General features: G+C 67.2%; 18 protein-coding genes. 12 read left to right on the plus strand and 6 right to left on the minus strand.

What is annotated here, in order from left to right; translation table 11 throughout:
- Positions 1 to 8 precede the first annotated feature (8 nt).
- The 3 genes from VHP37_02420 to VHP37_02430 form a co-directional block, all read right to left on the minus strand.
- Positions 9 to 266, minus strand: a complete 258-nt coding sequence (locus VHP37_02420) for a MoaD/ThiS family protein (protein HEX2825178.1) — start codon at positions 264 to 266, stop codon at positions 9 to 11.
- A gap of 75 nt (positions 267 to 341) precedes the next feature.
- On the minus strand, positions 342 to 1,634 hold the full coding sequence (locus VHP37_02425) for an RNA polymerase sigma factor (GenBank protein HEX2825179.1): 1,293 nt from the start codon (positions 1,632 to 1,634) through the stop codon (positions 342 to 344).
- 112 nt (positions 1,635 to 1,746) lie between these two features.
- Positions 1,747 to 3,501 (minus strand): CocE/NonD family hydrolase, encoded by a 1,755-nt coding sequence (locus tag VHP37_02430; GenBank protein ID HEX2825180.1) that lies wholly within the window; start codon positions 3,499 to 3,501, stop codon positions 1,747 to 1,749.
- A gap of 63 nt (positions 3,502 to 3,564) precedes the next feature.
- Here VHP37_02430 and VHP37_02435 point away from each other — a divergent pair, with 63 nt between their 5' ends.
- From VHP37_02435 to VHP37_02460, 6 genes are all read left to right on the plus strand, one after another.
- Entirely contained in the window at positions 3,565 to 4,446 is an 882-nt protein-coding gene (locus VHP37_02435; GenBank protein HEX2825181.1) for an NAD(P)-dependent oxidoreductase, read from the plus strand.
- Positions 4,447 to 4,821: 375 nt separating this feature from the next.
- Complete coding sequence (locus tag VHP37_02440) at positions 4,822 to 5,235, plus strand: Hsp20/alpha crystallin family protein (protein ID HEX2825182.1); 414 nt, start codon at positions 4,822 to 4,824, stop codon at positions 5,233 to 5,235.
- Positions 5,235 to 7,676: an endopeptidase La gene (gene lon, locus VHP37_02445; protein ID HEX2825183.1), complete on the plus strand. Its 2,442-nt coding sequence runs from the start codon at positions 5,235 to 5,237 to the stop codon at positions 7,674 to 7,676. Before VHP37_02440 ends, lon begins: the two co-directional genes overlap by 1 nt.
- Before the next feature lie 107 nt (positions 7,677 to 7,783).
- The gene (locus VHP37_02450; protein HEX2825184.1) at positions 7,784 to 8,848 is read left to right on the plus strand and encodes a 3-oxoacyl-[acyl-carrier-protein] synthase III C-terminal domain-containing protein; all 1,065 of its coding nucleotides are present in this window, start codon (positions 7,784 to 7,786) and stop codon (positions 8,846 to 8,848) included.
- A 113-nt stretch (positions 8,849 to 8,961) separates the two neighbouring features.
- On the plus strand, positions 8,962 to 9,621 hold the full coding sequence (locus VHP37_02455; GenBank protein ID HEX2825185.1) for a methyltransferase domain-containing protein: 660 nt from the start codon (positions 8,962 to 8,964) through the stop codon (positions 9,619 to 9,621).
- Complete coding sequence (locus tag VHP37_02460; protein ID HEX2825186.1) at positions 9,600 to 10,787, plus strand: NAD(P)/FAD-dependent oxidoreductase; 1,188 nt, start codon at positions 9,600 to 9,602, stop codon at positions 10,785 to 10,787. The genes VHP37_02455 and VHP37_02460 overlap by 22 nt, the downstream gene beginning before the upstream one ends.
- 93 nt (positions 10,788 to 10,880) lie before the next feature.
- Here the strand turns inward: VHP37_02460 and VHP37_02465 are convergent, their stop codons facing one another.
- Entirely contained in the window at positions 10,881 to 11,051 is a 171-nt protein-coding gene (locus tag VHP37_02465; protein HEX2825187.1) for a hypothetical protein, read from the minus strand.
- A gap of 421 nt (positions 11,052 to 11,472) precedes the next feature.
- On the opposite strand from VHP37_02465, the gene VHP37_02470 reads away from it, so the two are divergent.
- Together VHP37_02470 and VHP37_02475 are read left to right on the plus strand one after the other, a co-directional pair.
- Positions 11,473 to 11,739 carry a hypothetical protein gene (locus VHP37_02470; GenBank protein HEX2825188.1) on the plus strand — a complete coding sequence of 89 codons (267 nt, stop codon included), beginning with the start codon at positions 11,473 to 11,475 and terminating at the stop codon, positions 11,737 to 11,739.
- 138 nt (positions 11,740 to 11,877) lie between these two features.
- Positions 11,878 to 13,020 (plus strand): FAD-dependent monooxygenase, encoded by a 1,143-nt coding sequence (locus tag VHP37_02475; protein ID HEX2825189.1) that lies wholly within the window; start codon positions 11,878 to 11,880, stop codon positions 13,018 to 13,020.
- A 95-nt stretch (positions 13,021 to 13,115) separates the two neighbouring features.
- On the opposite strand, the gene VHP37_02480 is transcribed toward VHP37_02475, so the two are convergent.
- Positions 13,116 to 14,222, minus strand: a complete 1,107-nt coding sequence (locus VHP37_02480) for a CocE/NonD family hydrolase (GenBank protein HEX2825190.1) — start codon at positions 14,220 to 14,222, stop codon at positions 13,116 to 13,118.
- 65 nt (positions 14,223 to 14,287) lie between these two features.
- On the opposite strand from VHP37_02480, the gene VHP37_02485 reads away from it, so the two are divergent.
- From VHP37_02485 to VHP37_02500, 4 genes are all read left to right on the plus strand, one after another.
- Positions 14,288 to 15,937, plus strand: coding sequence for a UbiD family decarboxylase (locus VHP37_02485; protein ID HEX2825191.1), 1,650 nt, complete (start codon positions 14,288 to 14,290; stop codon positions 15,935 to 15,937).
- A gap of 118 nt (positions 15,938 to 16,055) precedes the next feature.
- The gene (locus VHP37_02490; protein HEX2825192.1) at positions 16,056 to 16,274 is read left to right on the plus strand and encodes a hypothetical protein; all 219 of its coding nucleotides are present in this window, start codon (positions 16,056 to 16,058) and stop codon (positions 16,272 to 16,274) included.
- Between the two features lie 7 nt (positions 16,275 to 16,281).
- Positions 16,282 to 16,680, plus strand: a complete 399-nt coding sequence (locus VHP37_02495) for a DUF488 family protein (protein HEX2825193.1) — start codon at positions 16,282 to 16,284, stop codon at positions 16,678 to 16,680.
- Between the two features lie 5 nt (positions 16,681 to 16,685).
- The gene (locus VHP37_02500) at positions 16,686 to 16,859 is read left to right on the plus strand and encodes a hypothetical protein (GenBank protein ID HEX2825194.1); all 174 of its coding nucleotides are present in this window, start codon (positions 16,686 to 16,688) and stop codon (positions 16,857 to 16,859) included.
- Between the two features lie 93 nt (positions 16,860 to 16,952).
- Here VHP37_02500 and VHP37_02505 read toward each other — a convergent pair whose 3' ends face one another.
- The gene (locus VHP37_02505; protein ID HEX2825195.1) at positions 16,953 to 17,885 is read right to left on the minus strand and encodes a tripartite tricarboxylate transporter substrate binding protein; all 933 of its coding nucleotides are present in this window, start codon (positions 17,883 to 17,885) and stop codon (positions 16,953 to 16,955) included.
- Positions 17,886 to 17,919 lie beyond the last annotated feature (34 nt).

Consider the following 17,919-nt stretch of genomic DNA (forward strand, 5'->3'; position numbering starts at 1 on the left):
TGGGATGTTCAGCCGCCGGACAGCGCCTGCAGCACGCAGATCTCGCTGTCGGCGCTCACCGGGTCGCCGAGCGTGCGCCGGTGACCGTCGACGTAGATGTGGACGTGCTTGCGGACGTGGCCCTGCTCGTCGAGCACGTAGTCGCGCACCTGCGGCTGCGCTTTGAATACGGCGGCCAGCGCCTGGGCGACGGTCGAGCCGGCGACTTCCGACTCGGGGACCGCGACGTAGCGCTGCAGGTTGGATGTGAAAAGTACTCGGGGCATGTCTCGAAGTCTCGCTTACCTCCTAGTCGAACGGCGCCCGGCCGATTCGACAGGGCCGCATAAAAAATTGCGGCGCTAGCCGCTTTTGGGGTGTTTTTGCGCCCGGAGCGCAGCGGAGGAGCGGTGTAGATCTTTTTCCAGGCTTTGCAGGCGGCCCTGCAGGAACTGCCGCTCCGGCGCCAGGCGCGTGAGCTCCAGCGCCCGCCGGTAGGAGGCGCGCGCATCCTCGGTCTTGCCGAGGCGCCGGCAGAGGTCGGCGCGGGCGGAGTGGGCGAGGTGATAGCCGTCGAGCTCGCCCTGTTCGAGCAGGGCGTCGACGAGTTCGAGGCCCGCCGCCGGTCCGTCCCGCATCGCGACAGCGACCGCGCGGTTGAGCTCGACGACCGGGGAGGGCGTCATGCGGGCGAGCACGTCGTACAGCGCCACGATCTGCCTCCAGTCGGTCGCGCTCGGCGTCGGCGCTTCCGCATGGACCGCCGCGATCGCCGCCTGGATCGCATACGGCCCGAAGCCGCGCGTGCCCAGCGCGCGCTCGATCAGTGCGATGCCTTCGCGGATGTACTCGCGATTCCACAGCGAACGGTCCTGCTCGTCGAGCAGGACGATCTCGCCGGACGCCGTGGTGCGCGCCGCGCGCCGCGATTCCTGGATCAGCATGAGCGCGAGCAGCCCCATGACCTCGGGCTCGGGCAGGAGCTCGAGGAGGAGACGCCCGAGACGGATCGCTTCGGCCGACAGGTCGTGGCGCGTGAGCTCTTCGCCGGAGGACGCCGAGTAGCCTTCGTTGAAGACGAGGTAGACCACGCGCAGCACCGATTCGATGCGGTCGGGCAGGTCCTCTTTCGCCGGCACCTGATAGGGGATCCTGGCGTCGCGGATCTTCGCCTTGGCGCGCACGATGCGCTGCGCGATCGTGCTCGGGCTCGCGAGGAAAGCGCGCGCGATCTCTTCGGTGGCGAGGCCGCAGATCTCGCGCAGCGTCAGCGCGACCTGCGCGTCGGGCTGGATCGCGGGGTGGCAGCACGTGAAGATCAGCCGCAGGCGGTCGTCCTCGACGCCGTCGGCGTCGGTCTCGGGCGCGATCTCGTCCTCGGGGCCGAGCTCGCGCGCCATCTCGGCGACGCTCTCGTCGAACTTCGCGCGGCGGCGGATGCGGTCGATCGCCTTGAAGCGTCCCGCGGAGACGAGCCACGCGCGAGGATTGTCCGGCACCCCGTCGCGCGCCCACTGCTCGACGGCCGCGGTGAACGCGTCGTGCAGCGCTTCCTCGGCGAGGTCGAAGCCGCCGAGCAGGCGGATCAGCGTCGCGAGCACGCGGCGCGATTCGGCGCGGTAGATCGCGTCGACAGTTTTCTGGATGTCGCTCATGTAAAAGTCAAAAGCATTAACCGCAAAGGACGCAAAGGACGCAAAGGACGCAAAGGAAAACCGAAGCAACATTCCCTCCCCCTCAGGGGAGGGTTAGGGTGGGGGCGGTTTGTTACGGAATGACGGGCAGCATTATGTATGACTGCTGCTCCGCCCCGAAGTGCAGCGTCGTTTTCCCGCCGAAGATCGCGGCGGGACGATCCCGCGGATCGTCGTGCAGGAACGGCCCGCAACCCCTCAGCTCGTTCTTGAAGTTGGAGAGCCGCGCGCCGGTGGATTTCGCGAACTCGTAGTCGCGGCCGCGCACCGTGAGCGCGACGCGGTGACCGGCGGGCACGACGATGGACGTCGGCCACAGCTCGACGTCGAGCTGCACGATCTCGCCGGGTTTCAGCGGCTGCCGTTCGTCGTGCGTGTGATACGGCCGCCACGGCTGCGAGAGGTTTTCGTCGAGCTTGCGGTGCGACGCGCGCAGCCAGCCTTGCGCGATGGGGGTGTGCGGATCGATCGCACCCATGAACACCACTTCGCGAAGATCGGGCGTGAACACGCGAAAGACGGCGAAGACATCGGCGTCTTCGGTCGTCGAAGACACGAAGAGCCGAGCGGCAAGCGGACCGGTGATCTCGGTTTGTTGTTCGAGCGGCGGCGACAGGAACGTGACTCCGTCACCCATCGCGTCGAAGGTGACGGGGTCTGACCCCGGTTTTTGCGTTTGGGGCCTGACCCCGGTTTGCTCGAGTGTCAGCTCGCCGCTGGATGCAAGGTACATCTTGCTCCACTGCGTCCGCGCGATCGGCCATTCGTTCTCGTGCCGTTCGGCGAACCGGTCGAGATGGCGCACCTGCAACTGCACGCGCGGCTGCTTGTCCCAGCCCTTGCGCTCGCCTTTGAGGAAGTGGCCGAAGAAGCGCTTCTGCAGCGCGACGCCGTAATCGGTATAGAAGTGCGTCCAGTGCTCCAGGCCGTGCGCTTCGAGCCACTTGTCTTTCGACGCGGCGCGCACGAACCCTTCGAAGTTGCCGCGCGGGTGCAGGCCCTGTCCGCCCCAGTTCGCCGCGGAGAGCACAGGCACGGCGATCTTGTCCCACTGCGGCGAGCGCGCGCGGTGATACTCGTCGTCGAGCGGGTGGGCGAGGATGGTGTCGCCGAAGTCGACGCGATTCGCGGCGAGCTGACTGTCCGACAGCGTCTCGTCGCCGCACACGAGCGCGCCGGTCGCGCGGCTCTTCGGGCCGCGCTCGCCGAGGCCGTACTGCACCGTCTTCACCTGCATGTCGAACCAGTTCGCCCAGAAGGTGTTGACGATACCGCCGTGGTGCGTCATGTCGCGGTACCAGTCCGCCGCGCCTTCCCAGACGCACATCGCTTTGAGATGCGGCGGCTGCATCGATGCGACGTGCCACTGGTTGATGCCGAAGTACGAGACGCCGTTCAGTCCCACCTTGCCGTTCGACCACGGCTGCCCGCCGGCCCACTCGATGCACTGATAGAAGTCTGCGGTCTCGCGCGGCGAGAACGGGTCGATGACGCCCGGCGAGCGTCCCGCGCCGCGCGAATCGACGCGCACGCACGCGTAGCCGTCGGGCACCCACTTCTCGGGATCGACGACTTCCCAGCTCTGATACCGGTTCGTCGAGCCGTACGCGACGTCGGGATGCTCGGCGATCATGCGCTGCCACGCGCCCGGATAGCCGTCCTGGAAAGCGAGTCCCTTGGCGTAAGGACCGTAACTGAGTATGACTGGATAGCGGCCTTCCGCGATCGGCCTGAACACATCGGCGCGCAACGTCAGATCGTCGTCCATGACGATCGGCACATCCCAGTCGATGCGCATGCCGTCGCGGATCCCGCTCGCTTCCGCCATCCTCGTGAGCCTGTGGTCTCGTTCGTTGCTGTTATATTAAATGATCGACTTCAGGAGGAAGCTTTGAGAATCGGAATAGCGGGCACCGGAAGGATGGGCGCGGCGATGGCGCAGCGCTTGATGAGCGTCGGTCACGAAGTGAGCGTGTGGAACCGCTCGCAAGAGAAGACGAAGCCGCTGGTCGACCGGGGTGCGAAGCTCGCCGCCAGCCCGCGCGAGCTCGTGCAAAGCGTCGACCTCGTCATCACGATACTCACCGACGCGCACGCGATCGATGCGACGTACCGCGGCGACGACGGACTGCTCGCGGGCGATGTCGCCGGCAAGCTCTTCGTCGAGATGAGCACGGTACGTCCGGCGATCGAAGAGCAGCTCGCGCAGGACGTTCGCAAGCAAGGCGGGGCGATCGTCGATTGTCCCGTCGGCGGCACGGTCGGACCGGCGCTCGACGGCAAGCTCCTCGGCTTCGTCGGCGGCGAGGCGGCTGACGTCGCGCGCGCCAAGCCGGTGCTCGATCAGCTCTGCCGCCGCGTCGAGCACGTCGGCGGCATCGGCGCCGGCGCGCGCATGAAGCTCGCGATCAACCTTCCGCTCCTCGTGTACTGGCAGGCGCTGGGCGAAGCGCTGCTCATCATCAAGTCGCTCGGTCTCGACCCGAAACGCACGATGGACATCCTTGCGGATACGTCAGGCGGCCCCAATCTGCTGAAAGCGCGCGGCTTCGCCATCGCGCAGGCGCTGAGCGGCGAGGACGTCGCTCCGGTGACGTTCGACGTCGATTCGATCCGCAAGGACCTGCGCACCATGATCGAAGAAGGCCGCGCCCTGGGCGCCGATCTCCCGGTCACCGCACGCGCGCTGGCGTGCTTCGACCAGGCGTCGCTCGACGGCCTGGGCGCGAAAGACGCGGCCACACTGCCGGCGCGGTTTATAAAAGGCGTTTAACCGCAAAGGACGCAAAGGACGCAAAGGAAACCAAAAACGTCATTCCCGACCCGCGGCAGCGGAGGGGATCGGGAATCCATTTTGACGTTTGGAGTCTTTCGACAGGGATTCCCGCCTGCGCGGGAACGACGATGCGTTCCGCGCGCCTCTGTAGTTAAAAAGCGCCTTTGACCTTCCTTTGCGTCCTTGGCGTCCTTGGCGGTCAATAACGCCCTTGAAATCCTGATCGTCGCCCCCATGTAGCATCGCCTCCGTACGCCTTCCCGGCGTGCCCATTGCTTTAAATCCTCCTCAGCATCCCCATATACCGATCACGGCGCCGTCCCGCGGCCGGAATTCTCGGCAGCGGGCGGCGCGTTTCAGTACCCGACGACCATGCCCAAACGCGACCCCATCGCCGTCATGTGGACCGAAGCCTGTCAGATGATCCAGGAGGCGGAACGCATGCACCGGCAGTTTTTCCGGCCGAGCGCGCCGCGCGGCACCCGCACTGCGTGGGAGCCGCCGGTCAACGTGTTCGAAGACGACGAGCGCTACGTGATCATGGTCGCGCTGCCGGGCGTGTCGCCGGATTGCGTCGAAGTCCTCGTCGACTCGGCCAGCCTCATCGTTCGCGCGAGCTGCGATGTGCCTTTCAACGCCGGCGCGAGCAACATCCGGCGCCTCGAGATTCCCTACGGCTATTTCGAGCGCCGCATCCAGCTGCCCGCGATGGCTTTCGAAGTGGTCCGGAAGGACCTTCAGAACGGGTGCCTGATACTCAATCTGCGCAAGGTGATCTCACGATAATGAACAGCCACGCACAAGACCAGGAAAAGACTCTCCGCGCCGACGCCGCTCAACAGGAAGCGTCGCCATCGCCTTCGGGCGAGGGCGAGCGCCGTACGTCGCGCCCGCTGCCCGACGACGCGCTCATCATCCTGCCGACGCGCAATCTCGTGATGTTCCCCGGCGTCGTGCTGCCGATCACCATCGGCCGCGCGAAGTCGCGCCGCGCTGCGCAGGAAGCCGCGCGCCAGCAGAAGCCGATCGGCGTGCTGCTCCAGACCCATCCGGAGATCGAAGATCCGCGTCCCGAGGACATGCACTGGGTCGGCACGACCGCGAACGTGCTCCGCTACGTGACCGCCCCGGACGGCACCCATCACGTCGTCGCGCAGGGTGAAGAGCGCTTCCGCGTGCTCCAGTTCCTCGAAGGCTGGGATTTCCCGGTCGCACGCGTGCAGCGCGTTCCCGAGACCGAAGCGGAGGACTCCGAGGTCGAAGCTCGCGCGCTGTCGCTCAAGTCGCGTGCGATCGAGATCCTGCGACTCCTCCCGCAAGTGCCGGAAGAGATGGTCGTCGCCGTTCAGAACGTGGAGGGCGCGGCGCAGCTCGCCGATCTCGTGTCGGGCCTGATGGACGCCTCCAGCGAGGACAAGCAGCAGCTCCTCGAGACGTTCGACCTGCAAGCGCGTCTCGACAAGCTCCTCGAAGCGCTCTCCAAGCGCGTCGAAGTGCTCAAGCTTTCCAAGGAGATCGACGAGCGCACCAAGGAATCGATCGATGCGCGCAACCGCGAGCACATCCTGCGCGAGCGCATGTCGGCCATCCAGAAGGAGCTCGGCGAGGACGATTCCGAGAAAGCGGAGCTCGAGGAGCTCGCGAAGAAGATCTCTGATGCGGGCATGCCCGAGGATGTAGAGAAGCAGGCTCGCAAAGAGCTGAAGCGCCTCGAGCGCATGCCGGACTCGTCGGGCGAATCGTCCATGGTGCGCACGTACCTGGAGCTCCTGGTCGAGCTGCCGTGGAAGGACGATGCCAAAGACGCGATAGACATCTCGGACGCGCGGCGCATCCTCGACGCGGACCATTACGGGCTCGAGAAGATCAAGAAGCGGATCCTCGAGTACCTCGCGGTGCGGAAGCTCAACCCGCAGGGCAAGAGCCCGATCGTGTGCTTCGTCGGGCCTCCGGGCGTCGGCAAGACCTCGCTCGGCCAGTCGATCGCGCGCGCGACCGGACGCGAGTTCGTCCGCGTGTCCCTGGGCGGCGTGCACGACGAAGCGGAGATCCGCGGACACCGCCGCACGTACATCGGCGCGCTTCCGGGCAACATCATCCAGGGCATCAAGAAAGCCGGGACCCGGCACGCGCTGATGATGCTCGACGAGATCGACAAGCTCGGCGGGGGCGCTTTTCACGGCGATCCGTCGTCGGCCTTGCTCGAAGTGCTGGATCCGGAGCAGAACTCGACGTTCCGCGACAACTACCTCGCGGTGCCTTACGACCTGTCGAAGGTGATGTTCATCTGCACGGCGAACCAGCTCGACACGATCCCGGGCCCGCTGCGCGACCGCATGGAGATCATCCAGCTCGCCGGCTACACCGAGCAGGAGAAGCTCGAGATCGCCAAGCGCTATCTCGTCGATCGCCAGCTTTCGGCGAACGGCCTGACGGCGCAGCAGGCGAAGATCGCCGAAGACGCGTTGCGCTCGATCGTCACGGACTACACCCGTGAGGCGGGCGTCCGCAACCTCGAGCGCGAGATCGGCGCGGTGCTGCGCAACGTCGCGGTGCGGATCGCCGAAGGTCAGGCCACCGAAGTCACGGTCGGCGCGGACGACCTGCACGCGATCCTCGGACCGAAGAAGTTCGAGTCCGAAGCGGCGATGCGCACCAGCGTGCCGGGTGTGGCGACGGGGATGGCGTGGACGCCGGTGGGCGGCGACATCCTCTTCATCGAGGCGACGCGCATGGCCGGCAATGGAAAATTGATCCTGACCGGCCAGCTCGGCGACGTGATGAAGGAGAGCGCGCAGGCGGCGTTGTCGCTGGTGAAGGCGCGCGCTGCCAAGCTCGGCATCGAGGCGACATTGCTCGAGAAGTCGGACGTTCACGTGCACGTGCCCGCGGGCGCGACGCCGAAGGACGGTCCGTCGGCGGGTGTGGCGATGTTCCTCGCGCTGACCTCGCTGCTGACCCAGCGTCCGGTGCGCAGCGACACGTCGATGACGGGCGAGATCTCGCTGCGCGGCCTCGTGCTGCCGATCGGCGGCGTGAAGGAGAAGGTGCTCGCCGCAATGCGCGCCGGCATCACGCGCGTCATGCTGCCGTCGCGCAACAAGCGGGATTTCGAAGACGTGCCCGCCGAAGCGCGCGAGAAGCTCGAGTTCATCTGGCTCGAGACGGTGGACGATGCGGTCAACGCGGCGCTGGAAGACGCGGCGGTGTCCGAGCTCGTCGCGTGAAGAAAGCGTGAAGGTGATGCGGTGATGAAGTGATGAAGTGATGGTGGTGAGGCCGGCGGTAATCGCGCTATCCTGCGCTTGACCGATGCCGGACATCACTTCATCACATGTTTTTCCTGGGGCTAGGCACCGCGACACCTCTCACGCGCTACACGCAGGCGCAGTGCTACGCGGCGCTCGAAGGCTCGCCGCAGTTCCGCAAGCTCGACAGCCGCAGCCGCGCGCTGCTGCGCGGCGTGCTCACCACCGATAACGGCATCGCGACCCGGGCGCTCGCGCTCGATCCGTTGTCCGATGCCTTAGACGCGCGTCCCGACGTGCTGCATGCGCGTTTCGTCGAGCATGCCCCCGGACTTGCGCACGAAGCGGCGCAGCGTGCCTTGGCCGACGCCGGCTGCGCGGCGCGTGACATCGACGGCGTGATCGTCAGCACCTGCACGGGCTATCTCTGTCCCGGTCTCACCAGTTACGTCATCGAAAGCCTCGGCCTCGCGCACGACACTGTCGCCCTCGACCTCGTCGGGCAGGGCTGCGGCGCCGCGCTGCCCAATCTGTCGACGGCGCAAGCGCTGCTCGCCGCTCGCCGCTGCGATCGCGTGCTCTCCGTCTGCGTCGAAGTCTGCAGCGCCGCCGTCTACGTCGACGACGATCCCGGCGTGCTGGTGAGCGCCTGTCTCTTCAGCGACGGCGCGGGCGCCGCGGTGCTGGGACGCGAGCCCGCGAGCTCGCGGCGCTCGGTGCAGTGGAAGACGATGTCTTCGTCGACCGATCCTTTGCAGCGCGACCTGCTGCGCTTCGAGCAGCGCGGCGGCATGCTGCGCAACATCCTCACGCGCGAAGTGCCCGAGCGCGCCGGCGAGGCTGCCGCGCGGATGCTGGGCGGCGTGCTCGGCCGCGCGCATCTCACACAGAGCGACATCGCGACGTGGATCTGGCATTCGGGCGGCCGCACGGTGTTGGAAGCGTTGCAGCGCGAGATCGGGCTCGATGCGCAGGACATCCGCTGGAGCGCGCAGGTGCTGCGCGACTACGGCAACGTCAGCAGCGCGTGCGTGTACTTCGTGCTCGAGGCGGCGCTGCGCGGCGGCGCCGCGCCGGGGTGGTGGTGGATGTCGTCGTTCGGCGCAGGCTTCAGTTGTCACGGTGCGCTGCTTCACGTGAGCAACGCGTAACCATCCGTAGGGTGCGTGGTAACGCACCGGCAAAGGCGCGGTGCGCTCGCGCGCACCCTACGAAGAACAAAGAGCGCGTGAATCCTTTACTACGTCGCGTCGACCCGGAGTGGTTGGACGAGCTTCCCGCCGACGACCCGCGCGCGGTGCGCAGCCGCCGCGACCTGCGGCTGATGAATCGCATCATGGGGCACGGCGGGACCCTGCGGCGCGCGCTGACGCCGCATGTGCCCGGCGATCCGCTCGTCGCCGAGCTCGGCGCGGGAGACGGCACCCTGCTGCTGCAGGTGTTGCCGCCGGCGAATAGAGGGCGACTCGTGTTCGTCGATCGCCAGCCGGTCGTCAGCGAAGAGACGAGCGCTCGATACGCGCGGCTCGGCTTCTCGACGGCGATCGAGGCCGCCGACGTCTTCGATTGGCTCCGCGCCGGCGGCTCGCGCGTGGACTGCGTCGTCGCCAACCTTTTCCTCCATCATTTCGAGGCGCCGCGGCTGCGCGAGTTGTTCGCGCTGGCGGCAAAGCGCACCGATCTGTTCGTTGCCTGCGAGCCCCGGCGCGCGCGCGTGCCGCTCGCCGGCAGCCGCCTGCTCGGCCTCATCGGCTGCAACGACGTCACGCGCCACGACGCGCACGCCTCGGTGCGCGCCGGTTTTCACGGCGACGAGCTCACGCGGCTGTGGCCGCAAGGCGCAGAATGGTCGTGCGAAGAACGCAAAGCCGGATTGTTCAGCCATCTCTTCATGGCGCGCAGATGCGATACGACGCGGTCGTGATCGGCGCAGGACCCGCAGGCGCGATGTGCGCGCTCGCGCTCGCTCGCGCCGGCTGGCGCGTCGCGATCGTGGAGAAGGCGGAGTTTCCGCGGCGCAAGGTCTGCGGCGAGTTCATATCGGCGCCCGCGCTCGCGCTGCTCCGGCACGCGGGGCTGAACGACGTCATGCACGATGCGGGTCCGGAGATCAGCGAAGTCGCGATATTCGCCGGCGAGCGCATCGTCTCGACGTCGATGCCGGCCGGCGAGGGCCCTTTTCGATACGGGCGCGCGCTCGCGCGCGATCGACTCGACAGCCGCCTCCTCGACGCGGCGCGCCGCGCGGGCGCCGAGGTGTGGCAGCCGTGGCGCGTGAAACGCTACGTCCAAGCCGGGGGGCGCTACGTCTGCTCGATCGAGCGCAAGGTCCCGTACGAGCGCAAGGACCTCGAAGCGCGCGTCGTCGTCGCGGCGCACGGCTCGTGGGACACCGGTCGCATCGAGCCGGCGCCGCGCGAGCGCAAGCCCGCTGCCGGCGATCTCTTCGCGTTCAAGGCGCGCTTCAGCGGCGGTACGCTGCGGCGCCGCGTCATGCCGCTCGTCGCTTTTCCCGGCGGTTACGGCGGCCTCGTCACGGCGGATTCGAACGAGACGAGCTTTTCATGCTGCATCACGCGTGCAGCGATCAAGGCGTGCCGCGGCGAAGTGGCGGCAACGACGGCGGGCGCCGCCGTGCTCGCACACGTCTTCGGCGCGTGCCTGGGCATGCGCGAAGTGCTGGGCGGAGCCGCACGCGAAGGCGCGTGGCTCGCCGCGGGCCCGCTGCGGCCGGGTTATCACGCAAGCTGCGGCGACGGCGTGTTCGCCGTCGGCAATGCGATGGCGGACGCGCATCCCATCGTCGCCGAAGGCATCAGCATGGCGATCCAGTCGGCGGCGCTGCTCGGCGAGCGGCTCATCGCCGCGACGCCTGCATGCGAGGATTGGGAGGCGGTGGCTCGCAGCTACGAAGCGGCGTATCGGAGGAACTTCGGAGTGCGCATCGCGGCGTCCGCCGCGTTCGCTCAGGTTGCGATGCGCCCTGCGGCCGCGGGCGCAGCCGCGAGTGTGTTGCAACGCGTGCCGGCGCTCCTCGCGCTTGGGGCGAGCTGGGCCGGCAAGGCCTCGCCGTTCAACGCCTCCACATGACCGGCCTTGAAAGAAAGGGAGGTCTCGGAGGGAAACCTTGGTTCCCCTCCGAGGCGTTTACCGGCGCGGAAGCGTAGCGCCCGCCAGCGGGCGTTACCGGCGCGCCGCCCGAGCGCCCGCTGGCGGCCGCTCGCGCCGCGTGAGGACCGGGCCGCCGCGATAGCCGTGCAGGCGTGCGTGCGCTATGCAATCGAGCAGGAAACGAAACGTCTCGGGAGGCGTGACGACCGTGCCGTCGGTGTCGCGGCGCTGCCAGGCCCACAAGAAGGGCGGCTCGTCCACTCCCGTACCGGGAATACGGTAGAACTCCCACTCTCCCATGGTCGACCTCGTTGGTAACTTTTAATACCCGGCGTTCAACGCATGAGGCATGCCAAATACGGCACCGCGTGAAGTTTGCCGGCTAATCGTCATCGCCGGTTCAGGAAATTCCCGACAGCTTCTTTCGGACCGGCGCGCGGGCTTTCTGTAAGAACTACAAACGGCCGCTCTTGCACGGCAAATCGTACTCCAAAACTTGCCGAGCGGACACCGCGAGCGTACCTCCGCGCGCATGGTTGCGACCGTGAAATTTTCAACGGTTGCACCGCGTTACCGAACGCCGACGCGGCGCTGCACTGCAAGGCTGCACGTCGGCACGCGCCTTGCGGGATACGCGCCGTTGTTCTCCCGGAGGCGGGGAAAAATGGCGCGACACGACGCAGCGGCGATGGATCGTTGGTTCTTCTACCAGGACGTGGCGAGCCTGTGGAAGTGGGCTCGCATCGACGTCTTCGGTACCGTGCTGTCGTATTCGGGCGCGGCGTTCGCGACGCGCGAGGAATGCGTCGACGATGCCCGCCGCAGCGGCTACGCCGACGACAGGATGCGCGAGCCGGCCGCTCACGCCCGCGCTTCCGATCGCACGCCGTCGCGCCTGCGCGTCGTTCCGACTCAGCGTTACCGGGCGTAGCACCCGGCGCATCGCGCGCCGGCTCCTTCCGCGCCCGGTTGCGGCGCATCTCGCTTATCCTCTAGCATCAGCCCCTTTCGCGCGAGCACGCTGCATCGCCGCAGCGGCCTTCGCGCGCACGTGAAGGGCTGGAGGAGAATGAACAAAGAGCTTTCGATCGCCATCGTCGGCGCGGGCATGGGCGGCATGGCCGTCGCCGGCACGCTGCGCCGCGCGGGCTTCACCAACGTCGCCGTCTACGAGCAGGCCGGCCGCTTCGCGCGCATCGGCGCGGGCATCCAGATGATGCCGAACTCGATGAAGGTCCTGCGCGGGATCGGCGTCGAAGAGCGGCTGCGCGATGTGGCTTTCGCGCCGTACTCGCACCTTAATCGCGACGCGTATACCGGAGAGGTCAAGGGCGAGCTTCCGATGCCCGAAAGCCTGTTCGGCGCGCCGTATCTGTGCATGCACCGGGCGGACCTCCATGACGCGCTCGCCTCGGTAGTGCCGCCGGAGATCGTGCACCTCGACAGGAAGCTGACCGGGCTCGCGCAGGAAGGCAAGCGCGTTCGGCTCTCGTTCGCCGACGGCAGCGACGCCACCGCCGACGTGGTGATCGGCGCCGACGGCGTGCACTCCATCGTGCGCGACCTCATCGTCGGCCCCGAGAAGCCGTACAACCGGGGGCGCGTCGCCTACCGCGCGGTGTTTCCGTCGTCGCTGATGAAAGGCCGCGACATCGGTCCGTCGCGCACCAAGTGGTGGGGCACGGACCGGCACATCGTCATCTACTACACCAAAAAGGACCGCAGCGAGATCTACTTCGTGACCAGCGTTCCCGAGCCGGTCGAATGGATGACGCGCGAATCGTGGTCGGCCAAGGGCGACGTGCGCGAGCTGCGCGAGGCGTACAGGGATTTTCACGCGGACGTGCGTGCCGTGCTCGACGCGTGTCCCGACTGCCACAAGTGGGCGATCCTCGAGCGCGATCCGCTCCCGACGTGGAGCAAGGGCCGCGTGGTGCTGCTCGGCGACGCGTGCCACCCGATGACGCCGTACATGGCGCAGGGCGCGGCGACCTCGATCGAGGACGCGGCGGTGCTCGCGCGATGTCTCGAAGCCGCGGACGATTCGAATATCGAGGCGGCGCTGAAGCGCTACGAAGCGCACCGCAAGCCGCGCACCTCGCGCATCCAGGCCATCTCCAGCGCCAACACGTGGCTGCAGAAAGGCGAGCAGGCGCAGGATACCTCGTGGCTGTACGGCTACGACGCGTGGAACGTCCCTCTCGATTCGTGACGTCCGATACGTCATTCCCGCGAAGGCGGGAATCCATTGTTACTTCTAACGGCGTTTAACATGGGTCCCCGCCTTCGCGGGGACGACGAGGTGCGCTACTGCCACACGATGCTGTCGTCGACGGCGTAGAGCCTGCAAGGCTCTCTCGAGCGGCGCTGGCAATTGTTGACCGCGCGTTTCTTCGGGTCCTCGCCGCCGTATGCATAGCCGCAGCGCCCGTCCGGCGAGATTGCGTAGGCGCGCGGGTAGTCGTAGTCGAGGAAGAGGGCGTAGCCCTTCACGCAGCTCTCGTTGACGTGGGGGATTCTGGACACGTCGGAGAGCGCGGCAAGCGCCGGGTCTTCGGGCGCGGTGCGCGGCAGCACCGCCGTCGGCATGCCCACGGCCTGCAGAAAGCGCTCGGCTTCGGGCAGCCAGAGCGGCAGCCCGTCGCGATCCCCGAAGAGGCTGTGCGCATCGGTCTTGAACGGACCGTACGCGACGAGCTGTGCTTTGCCCCCGGCGGCGGTGTAAGCCGCGTGCATGCGCTTCACCAAGTCGATCTCGAAATAGCTGTCGTTGTCGCCGTAGAACCAGATCGTCGGAAAGCGCGCGCTCGAACCGAGCTCGCGGAAGGCGCGCACGAGGTTGTCCTGCCAGTCGAAGCAGTTGCTGCCGGTGAGCCTCAGGCCGCCCGCGAAGTTGAAGACGCCGCGCACCCCTTCGTAAGGCTCGGTCGCGAACGCCATCGAGGTGAGGCCGCCGTGCGACTGGCCCATCACGACGATGCGCGTGCGGTCGACGTAGGGCTGCTTCGTCATGTAATCGAGCGCCGTGCGCACGTAGGTCGCCTGGTGCCTGGCGTTGCCCGCGATGTTGCAGCCGCCTTCGATGTAGAGGCCGGAGGAATTGGAGAACCCGGCGCGCATCGGGATCGCCACGACATAACCGCGGCGAACGAGCTCGCGCGCGGCGACGATGAAGCGCGAGCGAGCCTGGAAGCGCGGATTGCCCAGGCTCTTGCCGTGATTGATGACGGCGAGCGGAAACGGTCCCGCGCCGTCGGGCTTGAAGATCGTCGTCTCCAGCTCGACGCCGAAGCCGTGCCGGATCATCACGACGCTTTCGTTGAGCGCGCTGTTGAGCGGCCGCTCCTGCGCGCGGCCGCCGGCCGCTGCGCAGGCGAACAGCACGAGGAGCACGGCTGCGGAGCGGATCTTCATGGGCGTTGTTCTTCGGCGAGCCGGTGGCATACGATAGCCGCAATTCACCTCTTGCGGGACGACGGATGAACAAACCCGAGCCGGTGGCCGCGCGCGGTTACGCCGATCTCCACGAGCACCTCGATACGCTGCGCAAGCAAGGCCTGCTGCTGGCGATCGACCGGCCCGTCGACAAGGACGCCGAGATCCATCCGCTCGTCCGCTGGCAGTACGTCGGCGGGATCGAAGAGCACGAGCGCAGGGCGTTCCTCTTCACCAACGTCGTCGACGCGAAAGGCCGGCGTTACGAGTTTCCGGTCGTCGTCGGCGCGCTCGCGGGCAACCGTGCGATCTACTGCCTCGGCATGAGTGCTGCGCCCGACGAAGTCCAGCCGCGCTGGGAGCGCGCGCTGGCGAACCCGATACCGCCGCGCGTGGTCGAGAGCGCGGCGTGCCAGGAGGTCGTCATCACCGGCGATGCGCTGCGAGGCGAGGGCAACGGGCTCGATGCGCTGCCGATTCCGGTGTCGACGCCCGGCTTCGACAGCGCGCCGACGCTCACCGCGACGAACGTGGTCACCAAGGATCCCGAGACCGGCATCCACAACCACGGCACGTATCGCGCGGGCCTGAAGGCGCCCGATCGCCTGGTCGTGCGCATGGCGACGCGCGTCGGCGGCGCGGGCGGTTACCGGCATTACGTCAAGCACCAGCAGCGCGGCGACAAGACCATGCCGTGCGCGATCGTGCTCGGCGCGCCGCCGTATGTCGCGTTCGTCGCGCCGCAGAAGCTGCCGATCGATCTCGACGAGATCGGCGTCGCGGGCGGCCTCGCCGGCGAGCCGATCCGGGTCGTGCGCGCGAAGACGGTCGATCTCATGGTGCCGGCCGAAGCCGAGATCGTGATCGAAGGATTGATCGACACCACCGTGCTCGAGCCCGAAGGACCGTTCGGCGAGTCGCACGGCCACATCGCGCTCGAGGAGTTCAACATGCCGATGCGCGTCACCGCGATCACGCATCGCAGAGACGCGGTGGTGGCGTCGTATCTGTCGCAGGTGACGCCGTCCGAGTCGAGCGCGATCAAGCGCGTCGCCTACGAGCCGATGTTCCTCGCGCATCTCAACCGCACGCTCGGCATCAAGGGCGTGAAACGCGTGACGCTGCACGAGCGCATGACGGCCTTGCGGCGCATCACCCTCATCACGTTCGAGAAGGGCACGCCCAAGACCGAGGTGTGGCGCGCGCTGTACGGGGCGACGTCGTTCAAGGCCGACTGCGGCAAGATCTGCATCGCGGTCGACCAGGACATCGATCCCGAGAACTCCGACGCGCTGTTCTGGGCGATGGCGTTCCGCATGAACCCGTCGGAAGACCTGCAGGTGCTGCGGCATCGCAGCCCCGGCCACGGTCCGGAGCGCGAGCACGAGACCGACAGCGAGGATTCGACGCTGCTCATCGACGCCACGGCCAAGGAAGATCTGCCGCCGCTCGCGCTGCCCAAGCGCCAGTACATGGAGCGCGCGAAGGCGCTGTGGGAAGAGCTGGGGCTGCCGAAGCTGCGGCCGCAGTCGCCGTGGTTCGGCGCGCCCGACGGCGACTGGCTCCCGCAATGGGACGCCGCCGCCCAGCGCGCCGCGACGGGCGATTACCTGGAGAACGGGCGGATCAGCGAGCGGCAGCAGCGCGGGGGGATGAAGCCGGAAACGCGGTTTCGGCCGGATGAAAAAGACTGAAAATGGATTCCCGATAGTCCCGCTACCGCGGTTCGGGAACGACGGATTAGACGCCATTCCCGCGAAGGCGGGAATCCAATTTGCATAAGGGGCCGGAAAACATGAAAAGGAACCCGCCATGAACGCCGTCAAAATCGTCGCCATCCTGCTGATCGTCGCCGGGGCGCTCGGCCTCGTCTACCAGCAGTTCAGCTTCACGCGCGAGACTACGCAGGCCAAGCTCGGGCCGCTCGAGCTGTCGGTCAAGGAAAAGGAAACGGTCAACATCCCCCTCTGGGTCAGCATCGGCGCGATCGGCGTCGGCGTGGTGCTCCTGGTCAGCGGCCGCAAGAAGTAGGCGGCCGATGGCGATCCGGGTGGTGCGCTTCGGCAGCGCCCGGGAGCCGGGTGAGGGCGTGCGGCTCGGCACGGTACGCCGGCCGCCGCGGGGGGTGAAGAAGGAGGACTACGCGAAGCTCGACTATTTCGACGTGTGGCTGCCCGAGCTCGCGCCGAGCGCGCCGCTGGTCGATTTCGCGCTGTCGGAGCCTTTCACGCTCAAGCGCTGGGCCGAATACGACAAACGCTACCGCGCCGAGATGAAAAAACCCGCGGTCCAGCACATCATCGCGACACTGGCGGCGCTTTCGGCGAACAGCGACTTCTCGGTGGGGTGCTACTGCGAGAACCCGCACTACTGCCACCGCTCGATCCTCAAGGAGCTGCTCACCGACGCGGGCGCCGTCGTCGTCGATGAGGGCTGACGCACGTGAACACGATACCGAAGCTGTTTGTCGATCCGAGCTGGTCCGCGATCATGGCGCTCTCCGCCGGGGAGCAGATCGAGCTCGCGATGTTCGCGCTGGTATCGCTCCTGTGGATCGGCGGGCTGATCTGGGGTGGGTACCGGATGATGAACAGGAAGGGGCGGAGCGGGGAATAGGTTTGAAAATGGGTTCCCGCCTGTGCGGGAACGACGACGCCACGTCATTCCCGAACCCGCGCGAGCGGGGGCTGTCGGGAATCCATTTTGACCTTACTGCGGCTTGATCCCCGCCGCCTTCACCACCTTCTTCCACTTCGCCACTTCCTGCTTCACCACCGCCGCGAACTGCGCAGGCGTATCGCCGACCGGCTCGAGGCCTTCGCGCAGGAAGGTGCTCTTCACCTCCGCCGTGTGGACGATCTTCACCGATTCGCCGTTGAGCTTCGCGATGACGGGCGCGGGGGTTTTCGCCGGCGCGAGCAGTCCGACCCACGACGCGTGCTCGTAACCGGGCACGCCCGCTTCGGCGATCGTCGGGTATTCCGGCGCGACGACCGAGCGCTTGGCGGTGGTCACCGCGAGCGCGCGGATCTTTCCCGATTTCACGTGGGGCAGCGCGGTCGAGATCGTCGCGAAGTAGAGCTGCACCTGTCCGCTCAGCAATCCCACCATGCCCGGCGCGCCGCCCTTGAAAGGCACCTGCACCATGTCGATCCCGGTCATGTGCTTGAAGAGCTCGGTCGCGAGATGCGTGCTGGTCGCCACGCCGCTCGACGCGTAGTTGAGCTCGCCGGGCCTGGCCTTGGCGAGCGCGATGAGCTCCTTCACCGATTTCACCGGCAGCGTCGGGTGCACGACGAGGATGTGGGGCAGCGCTGCGAAGCGCGTGATCGGCAGGAAATCGCGGATGGGATCGAAAGGCAGCCGGTCGTGCAGGCTCGGGTTGATCGTGAACGAAGCCGCCACCGCGAGCAGCGTGTAGCCGTCCGGCTGCGCTTTCGCGACGGTCTCGGTGCCGTTGAGACTGCCCGCGCCGGGGCGGTTGTCGACGACGATCGTCTGTCCCAGCGCATCGCCGAGGCGCTGCGTCACGACCCGCGCGGCGAGATCGGTCGAGCCGCCGGCGCTCTGCGGGACGATGATGCGGATGGGTTTGTCGGGGTATGCGCTTGTTACTGCGTGTGCTGCGCCGTTGACGCACAAGGATAGGCCGAACGCTAAAACCCACCCCCACCCT

It is taken from the genome of Burkholderiales bacterium (genome assembly GCA_036262035.1).
GTDB lineage: Bacteria > Pseudomonadota > Gammaproteobacteria > Burkholderiales > SG8-41 > JAQGMV01.